The sequence below is a fragment of the Allostigmatella hybrida genome (assembly GCF_020103775.1).
Taxonomy (GTDB): Bacteria; Myxococcota; Myxococcia; order Myxococcales; family Myxococcaceae; genus Hyalangium; species Hyalangium aurantiaca.
The window spans coordinates 25,249-40,149 of sequence record NZ_JAHXBH010000019.1 but is presented as its reverse complement, the minus strand read 5'-3'; the positions used below and the strand labels follow the sequence as shown (position 1 = coordinate 40,149).

Annotated in this window: 15 protein-coding genes; 6 read left to right on the top strand and 9 right to left on the bottom strand. The window is 70.0% G+C overall.

Going from position 1 to position 14,901, the window contains the following annotated elements; translation table 11 throughout:
* Positions 1-105 precede the first annotated feature (105 nt).
* On the top strand, positions 106-591 hold the full coding sequence (locus KY661_RS24955; RefSeq protein ID WP_225412599.1) for a gluconokinase: 486 nt from the start codon (positions 106-108) through the stop codon (positions 589-591).
* On the opposite strand, the gene KY661_RS24950 is transcribed toward KY661_RS24955, so the two are convergent.
* The 3 genes from KY661_RS24950 to KY661_RS24940 form a co-directional block, all read right to left on the bottom strand.
* Entirely contained in the window at positions 588-1,220 is a 633-nt protein-coding gene (locus tag KY661_RS24950; RefSeq protein WP_225412598.1) for a phenylalanine--tRNA ligase beta subunit-related protein, read from the bottom strand. The two genes, KY661_RS24955 and KY661_RS24950, sit on opposite strands and share 4 nt — an antisense overlap.
* Positions 1,221-1,223: 3 nt before the next feature.
* Positions 1,224-2,666 (bottom strand): aldehyde dehydrogenase family protein, encoded by a 1,443-nt coding sequence (locus KY661_RS24945; protein WP_225412597.1) that lies wholly within the window; start codon positions 2,664-2,666, stop codon positions 1,224-1,226.
* Between the two features lie 72 nt (positions 2,667-2,738).
* Positions 2,739-4,199, bottom strand: a complete 1,461-nt coding sequence (locus KY661_RS24940; protein WP_225412596.1) for an aldehyde dehydrogenase family protein — start codon at positions 4,197-4,199, stop codon at positions 2,739-2,741.
* A 96-nt stretch (positions 4,200-4,295) separates the two neighbouring features.
* Between KY661_RS24940 and KY661_RS24935 the strand changes: the two genes are divergently transcribed.
* Together KY661_RS24935 and KY661_RS24930 are read left to right on the top strand one after the other, a co-directional pair.
* Positions 4,296-4,901 (top strand): phospholipase D-like domain-containing protein, encoded by a 606-nt coding sequence (locus KY661_RS24935; RefSeq protein WP_075009180.1) that lies wholly within the window; start codon positions 4,296-4,298, stop codon positions 4,899-4,901.
* 16 nt (positions 4,902-4,917) lie between these two features.
* Positions 4,918-5,520, top strand: coding sequence for a glutathione S-transferase family protein (locus tag KY661_RS24930; protein ID WP_225412595.1), 603 nt, complete (start codon positions 4,918-4,920; stop codon positions 5,518-5,520).
* On the opposite strand, the gene KY661_RS24925 is transcribed toward KY661_RS24930, so the two are convergent.
* The 4 genes from KY661_RS24925 to KY661_RS24910 form a co-directional block, all read right to left on the bottom strand.
* Positions 5,517-6,377, bottom strand: a complete 861-nt coding sequence (locus KY661_RS24925) for a helix-turn-helix transcriptional regulator (protein WP_225412594.1) — start codon at positions 6,375-6,377, stop codon at positions 5,517-5,519. The genes KY661_RS24930 and KY661_RS24925 overlap by 4 nt on opposite strands.
* A complete protein-coding gene (locus tag KY661_RS24920) occupies positions 6,320-7,219 on the bottom strand; it encodes a fatty acid desaturase (RefSeq protein ID WP_225412593.1) in 900 nt (299 codons plus the stop codon). Before KY661_RS24920 ends, KY661_RS24925 begins: the two co-directional genes overlap by 58 nt.
* A gap of 80 nt (positions 7,220-7,299) precedes the next feature.
* Positions 7,300-7,656, bottom strand: a complete 357-nt coding sequence (locus KY661_RS24915) for a helix-turn-helix domain-containing protein (RefSeq protein WP_075009059.1) — start codon at positions 7,654-7,656, stop codon at positions 7,300-7,302.
* A 198-nt stretch (positions 7,657-7,854) separates the two neighbouring features.
* Positions 7,855-8,823 carry a pirin family protein gene (locus KY661_RS24910; protein WP_225412592.1) on the bottom strand — a complete coding sequence of 323 codons (969 nt, stop codon included), beginning with the start codon at positions 8,821-8,823 and terminating at the stop codon, positions 7,855-7,857.
* Between the two features lie 118 nt (positions 8,824-8,941).
* Between KY661_RS24910 and KY661_RS24905 the strand changes: the two genes are divergently transcribed.
* Complete coding sequence (locus KY661_RS24905; RefSeq protein ID WP_225412591.1) at positions 8,942-10,291, top strand: amidohydrolase family protein; 1,350 nt, start codon at positions 8,942-8,944, stop codon at positions 10,289-10,291.
* A gap of 24 nt (positions 10,292-10,315) precedes the next feature.
* On the opposite strand, the gene KY661_RS24900 is transcribed toward KY661_RS24905, so the two are convergent.
* On the bottom strand, positions 10,316-10,867 hold the full coding sequence (locus tag KY661_RS24900) for a YceI family protein (RefSeq protein WP_075009056.1): 552 nt from the start codon (positions 10,865-10,867) through the stop codon (positions 10,316-10,318).
* 127 nt (positions 10,868-10,994) lie between these two features.
* Between KY661_RS24900 and KY661_RS24895 the strand changes: the two genes are divergently transcribed.
* Entirely contained in the window at positions 10,995-11,879 is an 885-nt protein-coding gene (locus KY661_RS24895; RefSeq protein WP_225412590.1) for a LysR family transcriptional regulator, read from the top strand.
* A 122-nt stretch (positions 11,880-12,001) separates the two neighbouring features.
* Positions 12,002-12,697, top strand: a complete 696-nt coding sequence (locus KY661_RS24890; RefSeq protein WP_075009054.1) for a pirin family protein — start codon at positions 12,002-12,004, stop codon at positions 12,695-12,697.
* A 45-nt stretch (positions 12,698-12,742) separates the two neighbouring features.
* On the opposite strand, the gene KY661_RS24885 is transcribed toward KY661_RS24890, so the two are convergent.
* The gene (locus KY661_RS24885; protein ID WP_225412589.1) at positions 12,743-14,785 is read right to left on the bottom strand and encodes a carbohydrate-binding module family 20 domain-containing protein; all 2,043 of its coding nucleotides are present in this window, start codon (positions 14,783-14,785) and stop codon (positions 12,743-12,745) included.
* Positions 14,786-14,901: the final 116 nt, after the last annotated feature.

Genomic DNA, 14,901 nt, shown 5'->3' with positions numbered 1-14,901 from the left:
ACGTGGCTGGAGCCCCTGCCGGAATCACTCCGGGCAGCCGTTGGAAAGGGAACGCTTCCTGGGGCACCATGGCAGGCGGGGACCGGGAAGCGAGGATCGTGGCGAATGGTGGTCATTCTCATGGGCGTATCAGGGGCAGGCAAGACGACCATTGGCCGCCTGTTGGCCCATACCCTCGGATGGCGCTTCCTGGAAGGGGATGATTTTCACCCTCCCGCGAACGTCGCGAAGATGCACGCGGGGGTGCCGCTCACCGACGAGGACCGCGAGCCGTGGCTGGAGACGCTGCGCGGCGTGCTCGCCGAGGCGGTGGCGCGGGGCGAGAACGTGGTGCTGGCCTGCTCGGCGCTGCGCGCACGCTACCGGCAGGTGCTCTCGGTGGATCCGGCGCAGGTGCGGTGGGTGTACCTGCGGGGCGCTCCTTCGCTGATTGCCCAGCGGCTGGCGGCCCGCCGGGGCCACTTCATGCCGCCGAGCCTCCTGGACAGCCAATTCAACGTGCTGGAGGAGCCCCAGGACGCGCTGGGGGTGGATGTCTCCCAGGGCCAACGGGCTGTCATCGACACCCTCCGCGCGGGGCTGCGCATCTAAGCGCCGGGCAGCCGCTCCACCGTGGCGCCCAGGCGCTCGAGCAGCTCGCGGTACCAGGCGAACGCACGCTCCGTGCGGCCGCCCAGCGCCTTCGCCCCCCACAGCACGGTGAGGGTGCGGCGGGTGTCCGGGGACGTCTTCGTGCGCTGGGCGTCCTTCACCGCGTTGGAGCAGGGGCCCTCCGCGTCGAAGAGGCACAGGAGCCCGGACAGCTCGATGGTCTGCCCCGAGGCGTTGAAGACGTACTGCGCGCCCTCGGGGGCGATGCCCACGCGGAAGGGGGCCCGGGCCCGGTCCAGGTCCACCACGCTGATGGGCAGGCCACTGTGCAGGGAGACGGCGTTGCAGGCGTCCACCGCGGCGTTGATGGGGCCCAGCGTCCCGTCCCCCGCGGCGCGCACGAGGTACTCCGAGGCGGGCTTGCCGCGGCCGGTGGGCTTGTAGCCCCCGTGGCGGAGCACGTCGCGCACGGCGCCTCGCACCGCGTCGTCGCTGGACAGGGGGGCCTGTGCCTCCGCCTTCAGCAGGGCCGTCAGCCAGTCCGGCGAGGGCAGCGCGGAGAGCGGCGCGGGCAGGGTGGCGGTGAAGGCCAGCGGGTCCAGCAGGGGGTGGGGCTCGAAGGTCAGCACGGGTTACTCGAACATGCGGCTGGCGAGGCGCGCGAGCTGCTGGGCCTTGCCGGTGTACGGAGGAAAGAAGAAGTGCGCGAGCGAGGCGCGCCCCTGCCAGAGCACGGCGCGCGCGTGGCTCAGCTCCCGGAAGCCCTCCTCGCCGTGGTAGGCGCCCAGGCCGCTGGGGCCCACGCCCCCGAAGGGCAGGTGCGGATTGGTGACTTGCAGGAGGACGTTGTTCACCACCGTTCCCCCCGCGCTCGTGCGCTTGAGCAGGAAGTCCACCGCGGCCTCGTCCTGGCTGAAAATGTAGAGGGCCAGGGGCTTGCCGTCCGCGCGCAGGCTCTCCACGAGCGCGTCCGTCTGCTCGTAGCGCAGCACCGGCAAGAGCGGCCCGAAGATTTCCTCCTCCATCACCGGCGAGCGCGCCGTCACGTCCGCGAGCACCGTGGGGGCGATGTAGCGGCTCGCCGCGTCCACGCCCCCGCCGGCCACGAGCCGCGCGCCGGCCTGCACCGTCCGGTCCAGCAGGCCCCGCACCCGGGTGAAGGCCGCGGCATCCACCATGCGGCACAGGTCGGGGCTGGCGCGGCGGGCCTCCTCCGTCCTGCCGTAGAAGCGCTCCAGCGCATCTTTCATCCCCGCGAGCAGCTCCTCCTCGCGCGAGGCGTGCACGTACACATGGTCCGGGGCGATGCACGTCTGCCCCGCGTTGACGAACTTGCCCCAGATGATGCGCTCGGCCGCGGCCTTCACGTCCGCGGTGGAATCCACGATGACCGGGGACTTGCCGCCCAGCTCCAGCGTCACGCTGGCCAGGTGCCGCGCCGCCGCGGCCATCACCTTCTGGCCCACGCGGCCGCCACCCGTGAAGAAGAAGTGGTCGAAGGGCAGCTGCAGCAGCGCATCGCCCACCTCCGGGCCGCCCTGCACCACCGTTACCTCGGAGGGCTCGAAGGTGTCACGCACCAGCGCCTCCAGGAACGCGGCCGTGTGCGGCGTGCGCTCGCTGGGCTTGAGCATCACGCAGTTGCCCGCGGCCACCGCGGCGATGAGCGGGTTGATGGCCAGGCAGAACGGGTAGTTCCACGGCGAGAGGATGAGCACCACGCCCTTGGCCTCGGCGTGCACCTCGCTGCGCGTGCCGGCCAGCAGCAGCGGGGCGCCCACCCGGCGCGGCTTCATCCACGTCTTCAGGTGCCGGGCGGTGTGCGCCAGCTCCAGCAGCACCGGCAGCACCTCGGTGCTCTCCACCTCCGCGCGCGGCTTGCGGAAGTCCGCGAACAGCGCCTCGGCGAGCGCCTCGCGCCGGGCCAGCAGGTTCGTCTTCAGCCGCGCGAGCCGGGAGAGCCGCTCCGCCGCGTTCGTCTGGGCCATGTCCCAGCGGCGCGCCTGGAGCCGCTCGAAGGAGTCCCGCAGGGGGTGGTGGGTGTCCTGCGCTGCTTCGGGTACCACGAGGCGCATGGCTTGCTCTCCTGCTCCTGCTTGCGAACCCCCCAACGCCGGGGGGCCCGCGCCTCTTCCCGAGGCGGCGCGTTACTCAAGCCAACGCGCCAGCCGCGCCGCAAGCCCCTTCATGCCCTTTCCCGTGTAGGGGGGGTAGAAGACCGAGGCGGCCGAGGGCAGCGCCTGCGTCATCACCGCGCGCTCGTGGCTGAACGTCCGGAAGCCGTGGTGGCCGTGGTAGTTGCCCAGGCCACTCATGCCCACGCCGCCAAAGGGCAGGTTCGGGTTGACGAACTGCAAGAGCACGTTGTTCACCACCGCCCCGCCCGAGGTGGTGCGCTGGAGAATCTCGTCCACGCGCCGGCCATCCTGGCTGAAGATGTAGAGGGCCAGGGGCTTTCCGCCCGCGTTGATGTGGCCGTACACCTCGTCCAGCTCGCGGAACGTCAGGATGGGCAGCACGGGGCCGAAGATTTCCGCCTCCATGACGGCCATGTCCGGCCGCACGCCCGACAGCAGCGTGGGGGCCACATACCGCGCCGCGGCATCCTCCTGGCCGCCCACCTCGAGCTTCGCCCCCGAGGCCACCGAGCGGGCAATCACGTCCCGGATGCGCTGGAATGCCCCGTCGTCCACCAGCCGGGCGAAGTCCGGGCTGTCCTGGCGCGCCTTCTCCTCGGCGCCGTAGAAGGCCGCCAGGGTCTGCTTGGCGTGCTCCAGGAACTCCCGCTCCCGCGAGGCGTGGACGAAGATGTAGTCCGGGGCGATGCACGTCTGCCCCGCGTTGATGCACTTGCCCCACATGATGCGCTCGGCCGCGGCCTTCACGTCCGCACTGGCATCCACGATGACCGGGGACTTGCCGCCGAGCTCCAGCGTTACCCCGGCCAGGTGCCGCGCCGCGGCCATCATCACCCGCTGGCCGATGCGCGGGTTGCCCGTGAAGAAGAAGTGGTCGAAGGGCTGCTCCAGCAGCGCATCGCCCAGGGCCGCGCCGCCGCGCAGCAGCGCCACCTCGCGCTCCTCGAACACGTCCCGGACGAGCGTCTCCAGGAAGGCGGCGGTGTGGGGCGTCTTCTCGCTGGGCTTGAGCACCACGCAGTTGCCCGCGGCCACCGCGGCGATGAGCGGGTTGATGGCCAGCGCGAACGGGTAGTTCCACGGGGAGATGATGAGCACCACGCCCTTGGCCTCGGGGCGGATGTGGCTCACGGTGCCCGCCAGCAGCGGCGGGGTGCCCACGCGCTGGGGCTTCATCCACGCCTTGAGGTGCTTCACCGTGTGGTTCAGCTCCCCCATCACCGCCTGCACTTCCGACAGGTCCACCTCCATGCCCGGCTTGCGGAAGTCTGCGTGGATGGCGGCCGCCAGCGCCTCGCGCCGCTCCAGGATGGCCGTCTTGAGCTTGCGCAGCCGCGCGATGCGCTCCGCGGCCGTGGTGCGCGACATCGTCCAGCGGTGGGCCCGCTGCGCCTCGAACACCGCGCGCACGCGCTTCGGGTCCACGAAGTCCTCGGGCACCGGTGCCACCTTGTTCGTGTTTTCCATCATGGGCATGCTCCTTGGCAGCAGGGTCCGTAGAGCCTGGAGGGGGCCCCGTCAATCGCTTGGAAGTCCAGGGCGGCTGTGCGAGAATGTAGGATAATGATGCGGCCTCTCCAGGCAGAACTCCTCCAGGGCCGGGCGCTCTACCGGGAAGTGGTGCTGGGCAAGCTGGCGCACGCCCGGGAGTCCGTGTGGGTGGCCACCGCGAACGTGAAGGCGATGTTCGTGGAGCAGGGGGGCCAGTTCGCCCCGGTGCTGGAGCTGTTCGACCGGCTGGCGGCGCGCGGGGTGGCGCTGCGGCTGCTGCACGCGGAGCTGCCCAGCCGGCCCTTCCGCGAGGCGTTCGACGCGCGCTCCCGGCTGGTGCGCGGGGGGCTGGAGCTGAAGGTGTGCCCGCGCGTGCACTTCAAGGCGGTGGTGGTGGATGGGGCGTGGGCCTACGTGGGCAGCGCCAACCTCACCGGCGCGGGGCTGGGCGCCAAGGGGGAGGATGTCCGCAACTTCGAGCTGGGCTTCGTCACCGAGGACTTCGACGTCATCGACCGCGTCACGGCGCTCTATGCGGCGGTGTGGGATGGGGCGGAGTGCCGGGGCTGCCGGTTGAAGGCGGTCTGTCCGGACCCGATCTTGTCCTCTGTCGGGAAGCCGGCAAAAACGCGGGAGCCCGGCGCCATCCGCCTGGGCCAGTCCCGGCGCCTCCGGCGCTGACAAGGGGAGTTCCACGATGAAGCTCTATTTCTGCCCGCAGACCCGTGCCACCCGTCCCCGCTGGATGCTCGAGGAGCTGGGCGTGCCCTACGAGCTGGCGCTCATCGACGTGATGAAGGGGGAGCAGAAGCAGGAGTCGTACATGAAGGTCCACCCGCTGGGGTATGTGCCCGCGCTGGATGACGGTGGGCACATCTTCTTCGAGTCCGCGGCCATCGTGCAGTACCTGGCCGACAAGTACGCGGACAAGGGCTTTGCCCCGGCGCTGGGCTCGAAGGAGCGCGGCGAGTACTACCAGTGGATCTCCTTCGCCATGACGGAGCTGGAGCCGAGCCTCGTCACCATCCTCATGCAGACCCGGTTCATCCCCGAGGACCAGCGCAGCCCCGAGGCCATGGCCAAGGCGGTGGCCCGCTACAAGGTCGTGTGTGCCGTCCTGGAGGAGCGGATGAAGAACCGCGAGTACATCGTCGGGGACCGCTTCTCCGCCGCGGACATCGTCGTGGGCGCGGTGCTGTTCTTCGGCACCATGCTCGGCCAGGGCAAGGAGTTCCCGGCCCTGCAGTCCTACCTCGGGCGCGTCACCGCGCGCCCCGCGGCGAAGAAGGCCTTCGCCTAGGAACGGCCCGTCTCCTCGCGCTCCTGCTTCGCCTCCGCCGGGGCGGGGGCGTGGCGGTGCTGGTCCCTCCAGGTGCTGGGGGACTCGCCCACGAGCTTGCGGAACAGGCTGCTGAAGTGCTGCAGCGAGGCGCAGCCGACATCCACCGCCACCGCGGTGAGCTTCATGTCCGTCTCCAGGAGCAGCGCCTGCGCGGTGCGCACCTGCACCGCGTTGAGCTCCGCCTGGAAGGAGGTGCCCGCCTCCTTCAACCGGCGCTGGAGCGTGCGCTCGGACATGCCCATCTCGCGCGCGGTGTCCGCCAGGTTGGCGTTCACCAGCCGGGGCCGCAGCACCCGGTGCAGCTCCTGCAACACCGGGGACTGGCCCGTGGCCGCGTCGATGAGCAGCTGAATCTCCGCGAGCAGCGGCGCCGAGCGCGCCTCCGGCAGGCCCAGCCACGCCATGGCCTCCTCCGTGCGGGTGAACACCTTGCTGGGGTAGGAGGGGCTCAGCAGGCTGTAGAAGCCGCCCACGGTGGCGCCCACCAGCCCCTCGGGCCGCACCAGCGCCTGGCGCACCACGGAGGAGGCGAACTCGCGCTCGCGCTGCTGCATGTACTTCACGAACAGGGTGAAGGCCGCCGGGTCCGGCGCCTCCAGCCACCGCGCATCCACCAGCGAGCCATGCGGGGCCCGGGGCGTCCGCTCCACGTCCAGCACCTCGATGAGCCGCCGGACCTGGGATTCCGCCGGGCGGCCCCAGAGGACGAACCCGCACAGGTCCGCCTCGGCGTACCAGTGGAGAAACCCATCGCCCATCAGGTACCGGCCGATGGGGTCCCCGAGGTAATCGTCGACTCCGTCTGCCGAGCGCACGGTGCCGCACCATAGCGCCTGACCACGCGCGTCACCCACCGGGGATTGATGGGGGCCTGGGAGGTTTGCAGTGCTGGACGAATGCGCCCCGCCGCCGCCAGCTTCTGCGTGGCGGACGACAGTTCCCGCCACGGCGCCTGCGGCCACAGGTGGTGCGCCTGGTGGTGCCCCGCGTTGAAGAAGAAAAAATTGTAAAACGTGGAAAAAGAGGTGGTGGCGAGCGCATCCCGGTGGCGGGCGTCCGTGTCGAAGTGGGCCGCGAGGTTGAGCCAGTGGATGGAGACCTGGCCTGCGAGCCACAGGCCCAGCAGGGCCAGCCCCTGGGCGGGCCTCCAGCAGAGCAGCGCGAGCAGGGTGCCATCCACCACCGCGAAGTCCAGCAGCAGCTCCAGCCGGCGGCGGCGCGTCTTCGCGGCCCGCCACACCTGGCGCAGCACGCCGAAGGGCCACACCCAGGGCGTCAGCGCGGAGCGCACGAGGTAGCGCGGCACGCTCTCGCCGGGGCGGCGCTGGCCCCAGTCCCCGGGCCCGTCGTTGAACTTGTGGTGGTTGAAGTGGTGCAGCGAGTAGCCCCGGAAGGGGAACCCACACGCGAGCCCGAGCGTTCGGGAGACCACGGCCCGGAGGAGGGCGGGCTTCGCGATGGGCACGTGCATGTGGTTGTGCAGCACGGCGTAGTTCCAGAACATCACCGCCCACCCCAGCACGAGCAGGCCCAGCCTCCCTCCCCACGGCAGCGCCTCCCAGGTGACGAGAAAGGCGGGGAACCAGCCCCACCAGAGCGCGTGAACAGCAAGGCTGGGCCAGTCCAACGAGGGAGACGCCGAGGAAGGAGGAGTCACACCGCTGATGTACGTCTCGCGGTGCCTCCCGGCTTCTTTTCAGGCGCCAAGAAGTTGCGAAAAAGCGATCCCCCGGGCGTTTAGCGGATGGCCCCCGCCACCTGGCTGATGAGCTTGAGCTGCGCGGGCTCCAGCCGCCGCAGGGTGCGCAGCACCCGGCGGACCTCGGGCCGCTCCCCGTACTCGTGCGGATCCTCGACCACCTCCACGGGCTTGTCCGGGGAGGTGACGCCGAGCAGCACGTCCGAGGAGCAGCTGAGCACGAGGCACAGGCGCCGCAGCGTCTTCACGCTGGGCAGCATGTGGCCGCGCTCGAGCCTTCCGTACACCTCCGTGGCGATGCCCACCCGCTCCGCCACATCCGCCTGGGTCAGGTCCAACCGCTGCCGGGCCGCGCGCACGGCCGCTCCGATGATGGTCGCCAGTCGCTGTTCCATGGCTGCAGACACCTATGAAAAGGGCGTGGACCCCCATGGACGCGGCACGCGCCCATCGAGGGAGAAGCCGCTGTTTTCAAGCGGCGACGTGGGAATCACAGTACGCGAGGCATCTGACATCCCAGGACTCCCGGAGGCGTCCTGGGACGGTCTTCTGACACGGTTTGGCAACCCCTCCCGCGGCGTCGCGCGGCGCCCTCAAATCCTGTCGAGCACGCCCCGCTGGTAGTCGGCGATGGCCTGGCGGATTTCCGCCTCCGTGTTCATGACAAAGGGGCCGTGCTGGACGATGGGCTCGTGGAGCGGCCTGGCCGCCGCCACCAGCACCGCGCTGCGCCGGTCCCGGGCCTGGAGGCGCAGGCGCTTGCCTGGCCCGAGCAGGGCCAGCTGGCCCTCTCGCACCGCCGAGGCCTTGTCGCCGGGGCCCACGTGCACCTGGCCGCCATGGACGAAGGCGAAGGCCACGTGGGCCTCGGGCAGCTCCAGCTCGAAGGGCTGATCATCCTCCAGCGCGAGCGTGAGCAGGGTGGGCTGGGTGGGCCGGTCCCGGACGGGGCCCGCGAGGCCCTGGGGGCTGCCGGCGATGACGCGCAGGTGGCTGCCCGCGGGCGAGAGCTTCGCCTCGGCGAGCCGGTCCGGCGGCAAGTCCTGGTAGTACGGCGGGCACAGCTTCTCCTTCGCCGGCAGGTTGATCCACAGCTGGAAGCCCGACATCAGCCCCGCCTCCTGCTCGGGCATCTCCGAGTGGATGATGCCGCGGCCGGCGGTCATCCACTGGGCGCCCCGGCCCTGGATGAGCCCCGAGTTGCCCCGGCTGTCGCGGTGGCGCATGCGCCCGTCCATCATCACCGTCACCGTCTCGAAGCCGCGGTGGGGGTGGTCCGGAAAGCCGGCGATGTACGCGTTGGCGTCGTCGGAGTGGAACCGGTCGAGCATCAGGAACGGATCCAGGTGGCGCAGCGCGGGCTGGTGGATGACGCGCGTGAGCTTCACCCCCGCGCCGTCCGTGGCGGGCACCCCCGCGAGCGTGCGCACCACGGTCCGGTCCGAGGTGGGGACGAAGAGGGGCGCCTGGGCGCCGGGCTCCGTGCTCGCACGGCATCCCATCGCCAGGGACATTCCTGTCAGGACCGAGTCACGGAGAAACCGCCGGCGCGTCGCGTTCATGGGCACAGCATACCTCCGGGAGTGTGGCCCACGTCACGGAAGGGGTGCGGCGCTGTCGCCAGCCGGGGGGCTGTTCCGGTAGGGCGGGGGGGAATTTCGTCTGCCGGAAGGGGTGCGCATGGGGTCGATCGTGTTGAAGGGAGGGTGTGTCCTGTCCCTCGATTCATCCGTGGGGGATTTCGAGCGGGCGGATGTGCTGATCGAGGGGGAGCGCATCGCGGCCATCCAGCCCACGCTGAAGGTGCCGGGCGCGGAGGTCATCGACGCCTCGAACCGGCTCGTCCTGCCGGGCTTCGTGGACACCCACCGGCACCTGTGGGAGGGCATCCTGCGCAACATCCTGCCGGATGGGACGCTGGAGGATTACTTCCGGGACATCATGGGCGTCCTGGGCCCCGTCTACCGCCCCGAGGATGTCTACGTGGGCACGCTCGTGAGCGCGCTGGGTGCCCTCAACGCGGGGGTGACGACCCTTCTCGACTGGGCGCACATCCAGAACTCTCCGGAGCACACCGACGCCTCGCTTCAGGCGCTGCGGGACTCCGGGATGCGGGCCGTGTTTGCCTATGGCGCGCCGTCCCGGGAGGGGCTCAACCCCCGCTACCCCGAGGACCTGCGCCGCATCAGCGCGCAGTCCTTCGCATCGAAGGAGCAATTGCTGACGCTGGCGTGGGCCGGGATGAGCCCGGAGCAGGGGGCGCTGGAGGACACCGCCCGGACGTGGCGGTTTGCCCGGGAGGCGGGCGCGCGGATCAGCGTGCACGCGGGCTTCCCGGGCATTCCCCCCGGCCGGTTCGCGGAGGCCGCCCGCACCGGGGTGCTGGGGCCGGATGTCACCTATATCCACTGCGGCATGTTCTCCCCGGAGGAGTGGAAGGCCATCGCGGACACCGGGGGCACGGTGTCGCTCTCCGCGCCGGTGGAGCTGCAGATGGGGCATGGCATGCCGCCCATTCAGGCCTCGCTGGACGCGGGCCTCCGGCCCAGCCTGAGCGTGGATGTGGAGACCTCGGTGCCCGGGGACTTCTTCACTCAGATGCGCGCGGTGTTCGCGTTGCAGCGCGGGCTGGCGCACGCCCGGGGTCATGCGGGAGGCGTGGCGCCCAGGCTGCTCACCGCGCGGGAGGTGCTGGAGTTCGCGACGGTCGAAGGCGCGCGGGCCAACGGGCTGGGGCACAAGGTGGGAACGCTCACGCCGGGCAAGCAGGCCGACATCATTTTGCTGCGCACGGACCTCATCAACGTGCTGCCGGTGAACAGCGCCGTGGGCGCCGCCGTGCTGGGCATGGACACCAGCAACGTGGACACCGTGCTGGTGGCGGGGAAGGTGCTCAAGCGGGGCGGCCAGCTGACCGGGGTGGACCTGTCCGCCCTGCGGGAGCGGGTGTACCGCTCCCGGGACTTCGTGGTGGCCCGGTCCGGCTACCGCGCGCCCTTCGGGGCCGGCGGCAAGACCGGCCCGTCCTAGCCGCGCGGTGACAGGGGAAGGGGCTCAGGCGGCCTTGTCGGCGGCCTGCGCCTTGACCGCCTGGATCTCCAGGCCGATCTCGATCTTCTCGCCGACGAGCACGCCGCCCGCCTCCAGCGCCTGGTTCCACGTCAGGCCAAACTCCTTGCGGTCGATGGAGGTCTTCGCCTCGAAGGCGGCCTTGGTGTTGCCCCAGGGGTCCTTGCCGATGCCGAGCTGCTCGGCCTCCAGCACCACCTCGCGGGTGACGTCGCGGATGGTCAGCTTGCCGGTCACCCGGAAGCCCTCGCCCGCGCCCTTCTCCACCTTCGTGCTCTGGAAGGTGATGGTGGGGAACTTCGCCGCATCGAAGAAGTCCGGCGAGCGCAGGTGGTTGTCGCGCTGCTCGACGCCCGTGTCGATGCTCACCGTCTCGATGGTGGCCGTCACCGACGAGGCGCTCAGCGCCTGCTCGTCCAGGGAGACCGTGCCGGTGAACTTGCGGAAGTTTCCGCGCACCTTGGAGATGACCATGTGGCGCACGGTGAAGTGGACGCCGGAGTGGGTGGGGTCGATGTTCCAGGTGGTGGTGGCCATGGTCTTGTCCTCGGAGAAGCGGGTTGGATGAGCTGGAAGGTAGCGGGCTCCCCCGGGCTTGATTAGATGGGCTGGGCTGGATGTTCTGTTCCATGGGTGGAACAAACCCCCGGCGTTGGCACCCTCCATGGATCTCAACGAACTCCTCGTCTTCGCGAAGGTCGTCCAGGCCGGCAGCTTCACGTCCGCGGCGCGCGGGCTGCGCATGCCCAAGTCCACCGTGAGCCGCAAGGTGTCCGAGCTGGAGGAGCGCGTGGGCGCCCAGCTCCTGCAGCGCACCACGCGCAAGCTGCGGCTCACGGACGTGGGGCAGGCCTACTACGAGCACTGCGCCCGGATTGTCGCCGAGGCCGAGCAGGCGGAGCTGGCCGTTACCCGCATGCAGTCCGCGCCGCATGGGCTCCTGCGCGTCACGGCCCCGCTGGCCTTCAACTTCATGGGGAGCATGGTGGCGGAGTTCCTGTCGCGCTACCCCGATGTGCAAATCGAGATGGTGTGCACGGACCGCACCGTCGATCTGGTGGAGGAGGGGTTCGACTTGGCCGTGCGCGCGGGCAAGCTGGCGGACTCCTCGTCGCTCATCGCCCGGCGGCTCGGGAGCATCGAGCGCGTGGCCATGGCCTCGCCCCGCTACATCCAGGAGCGCGGCGCGCCCAAGTCCCCCAAGGAGCTCGCCGCGCATGACTGTCTGCTCTTTGGCGCGGGCGCGTTGGGCAACGTTTGGACGTTGCATTCCGGCAGCCGGACGGCGGATGTGGCCATCCGGGCCCGGCTCACCGTGAACGAGCCCGACATGTTGCGCGCGGTGGCGCTGGCGGGCTTTGGCATCGCCCTGCTGCCCAACACCCACTATGCCAAGGACATCGACGCCGGGCGGCTGCAACGCCTCCTGCCGGAGTGGAGTTCCCCCGGGGCGCCGGTGAATGCGGTCTACCCGGCCACCCGGCACCACTCGCCGAAGGTGATGGCCTTCGTGGACTTCCTCAAGGAGCGGTGGCCGCACAAGGTGTGAGCCAATCCAGGCCCATTGTTCCATGGGTGGAAGGGTCCTTCCCGCCGCCGGCGGCTGGTCCGGCGGGGGACTCGCCGGCATGATGATTCCCGGATGCAGTTCTTGGGAACAGGAGACCCACCATGTTGACCGTTCGTCCGTCGAATGCGCGTGGCCATGCGAACCATGGCTGGCTGGATGCCCACCACACCTTCTCGTTCGCGGGGTACTACGACCCGGCGCACATGAACTTCCGCGCGCTGCGCGTCATCAACGAGGACCGCGTGGCGCCGCGCCGGGGCTTTGGCACGCACCCGCACCGGGACATGGAGATCATCACCTATGTGCTCTCGGGCGCCGTGGAGCACCGCGACAGCATGGGCTCGGTGGGCGTGCTGCGCGCGGGAGAGCTGCAGCGGATGACGGCGGGCACGGGCGTGCTCCACAGCGAGCAGAACCCCACGGGGGAGGAACTGCACCTGCTGCAGATCTGGATCCTCCCGGAGCGCCAGGGGCTGACGCCGAGCTACGAGCAGAAGGCCTTCCCGGAGCAGGAACGCCAGGGGCGCTTCCGGCTGGTGGTGTCGCCGGAAGGGGCGGAGGGCTCGCTGAAGGTGAACCAGGACATGCGGCTGTACAGCACGCTGCTGGGCAAGGGCGAGCAGACCGAATACACGCTGGCCCCCGGCCGGCATGCGTGGCTGCAGATGGCCCGGGGGGCGGGGACGCTCAACGGCGTGGCGGTGAGCGCGGGCGACGGGGTGGCGGTGTCCAACGAGTCCCGGCTGGTGCTCTCGGCCACCGAGCCCCTGGAGGCGCTGCTGTTCGACCTGGCCTGAGCCCTATGCCCGCACGCTGTCACGGCGTGCGGGCACCTTCCGGACCTAGAAGCTGGCCGAGGCGGAGGCCGTTCCCGTGGCCGGGGTGGTCAGCGCGTTGTTGGCGCCCCCCTGCCACTGGAGCCCTTGCGTCGCATCGGCCTCGTTGCGCTTGAGGCACTTCCACTGCACCGCCGTGCTGGCCGGCAGGGTGACGGTGCCCGCCCACGTGGGATAGCTCGTGGGCGTGAGCTTGATGGCGCTCGCCGGTGCCCAGGTGCCCAGCGCGCTGAGGCTGCCCACCACGTAGACGCTCTGGCCCGCCACGGTCGTTCCGTTGTTGCAGGTGAAGGTGACGGCCACGGTGCCATTGCCGCCATCCCCGCCCCCGCTGGAGTCCCGCTGCGCCGTGTACGCCAGCGTGCTGTCGTTGAAGGTGAGGGTATAGGTGCCCGCCTGGGAGATGGGAATGTCCCCGCCGCCGCTCTCGGCGATGCCGTCCCGCTGGGTGTCGCCGAAGTTCAGCGTCCAGTCGCCGTAGATGTCGAACTTGAAGCGCTCGGTGGTGGTGGCGCCGAAGGTGGCCGTCGTCCGCCAGGTGTTGTTCGCCACCAGCGTCATGGCCGTGGCCCCCCAGTTGTTCGCGGTGCCGCGGAAGTACACCTGGGGATAGGTCTTCGTGTAGCCCCCGCCGCCCGTGCCCCTGGCGTTGATGTGGATGGCGGCCGCCGTCATGCCCGGCACGCTGAAGGCCGCGTTGCCGCTGGCGTCCACCGTGACGGTGCTCCCCGTGCAGGCGTTGTTCACGAAGTCACCGGTGATGATGTTGCAGTAGGTGCCCGCGGGCAGGCCGGTGGCGAAGGTGCGGCTGAGCGTGCCGCCCTCGCGGTTGATGACGACGAAGCCCTTGCCCGTGCGCGCGAAGGCCACCTGGTTGTTGCCGTTGTCCCACCACCGGGACACGGGCGTGCCCTGCGTGACCTTGCGGAAGGTCACCATGTTGGCGATGGCCTGCCGGCGGTGCTCGCACTGCCAGGTGCTGCCGAAGCAGTCCACGATGGAGCCGTTGTGGACGTTGCTGCCCGGCGGGCCCACGTCCGCGTTGCTGAAGGCATAGCTGGACATCACCTGCGGGTACCCGTACGGCCAGCCGAGCATGAAGACGTTGGCCAGCGTGTAGAGGCCGCCGTCCTTGTACGTCAGCACGTTGGCGCCGCCCGCGCCGTGGCCCCGCTGGTTGTCGTGGTTGTCGGTGAAGACCACCGCCTTGTCGCCACCCATGAAGCCCCAGCTCTCGCCAAAGGCATTCAGGTTCTTGAGCTGGCCAACCTTGAACTGGGTGCCGATGTTCGCGCTGTACTTGAACTCCGTCACCGTGCCGAGGCCGAAGTACTGGCTGGCCGTCACCGCCTCGCCGCCCAGGTCAATCACTTCCAGGAAGACGTAGGGCGAGCCGGTGAACCGGCCCCGGATGCCCGAAATGTCCCCGGCGCTCATGTGCTTGGCCGCGTCGATGCGGAAGCCCTTCACGCCAATGGCCGTCAAGTCGTTGACGTAGTTGGCGATCGTCTGCTGCACGGTGCTCGACCCGGTGTTCAGGTCCGGCAGCCCGACGAGATCGCAGCTCTGCACGTTCCAGGCATCCTGGTAGTTGCTGATGCTGCAGATGGGCGAGTGGTAGTCCTGGGGACCGAACATGGGGTGGCGCCGGTTGCTCCAGGTGGAGCCTCCCGAGCCAGTGCCCCCGGTGCCCGCGGCGGTGTGGTTGATGACCAGGTCCGCGTAGATGGCGACCCCGGCCGCGTTGCAGCGCTGCACCATGTCGATGAACTGGGCGCGCGAGCCGCCACGGCTGTCCAGCTTGTAGCTCACCGGCTGGTAGCGCGCCCACCACTCCGAACCCGAGATGTGCTCGTTGGGCGGGGAGATCTGGACCGCCGTGTAGCCCTTGGGCCCCAGAAATGTCTCGCACTCCTTGGCGACGTCGGGCCAGCGCCACTCGAACAGGTGGACATAGGTTTGAGCTTGGGCCTCCCCCGGCATGCCCAGGAACAACGAGCATGCCAGCGTGAGCAGTCCTCCACCGCGCCTGATTGATTGAGCGAGCATTCCCTCTGCCTTGTGTTTCAGGTGGGCCACGCTGTGTGGTGTCACAGCCCCGGAGGAGCAGAATCCCGCTCCGGGAGAGTGGGCGGCAGGGAATGTAGGCTGTCGATTACTGGGAG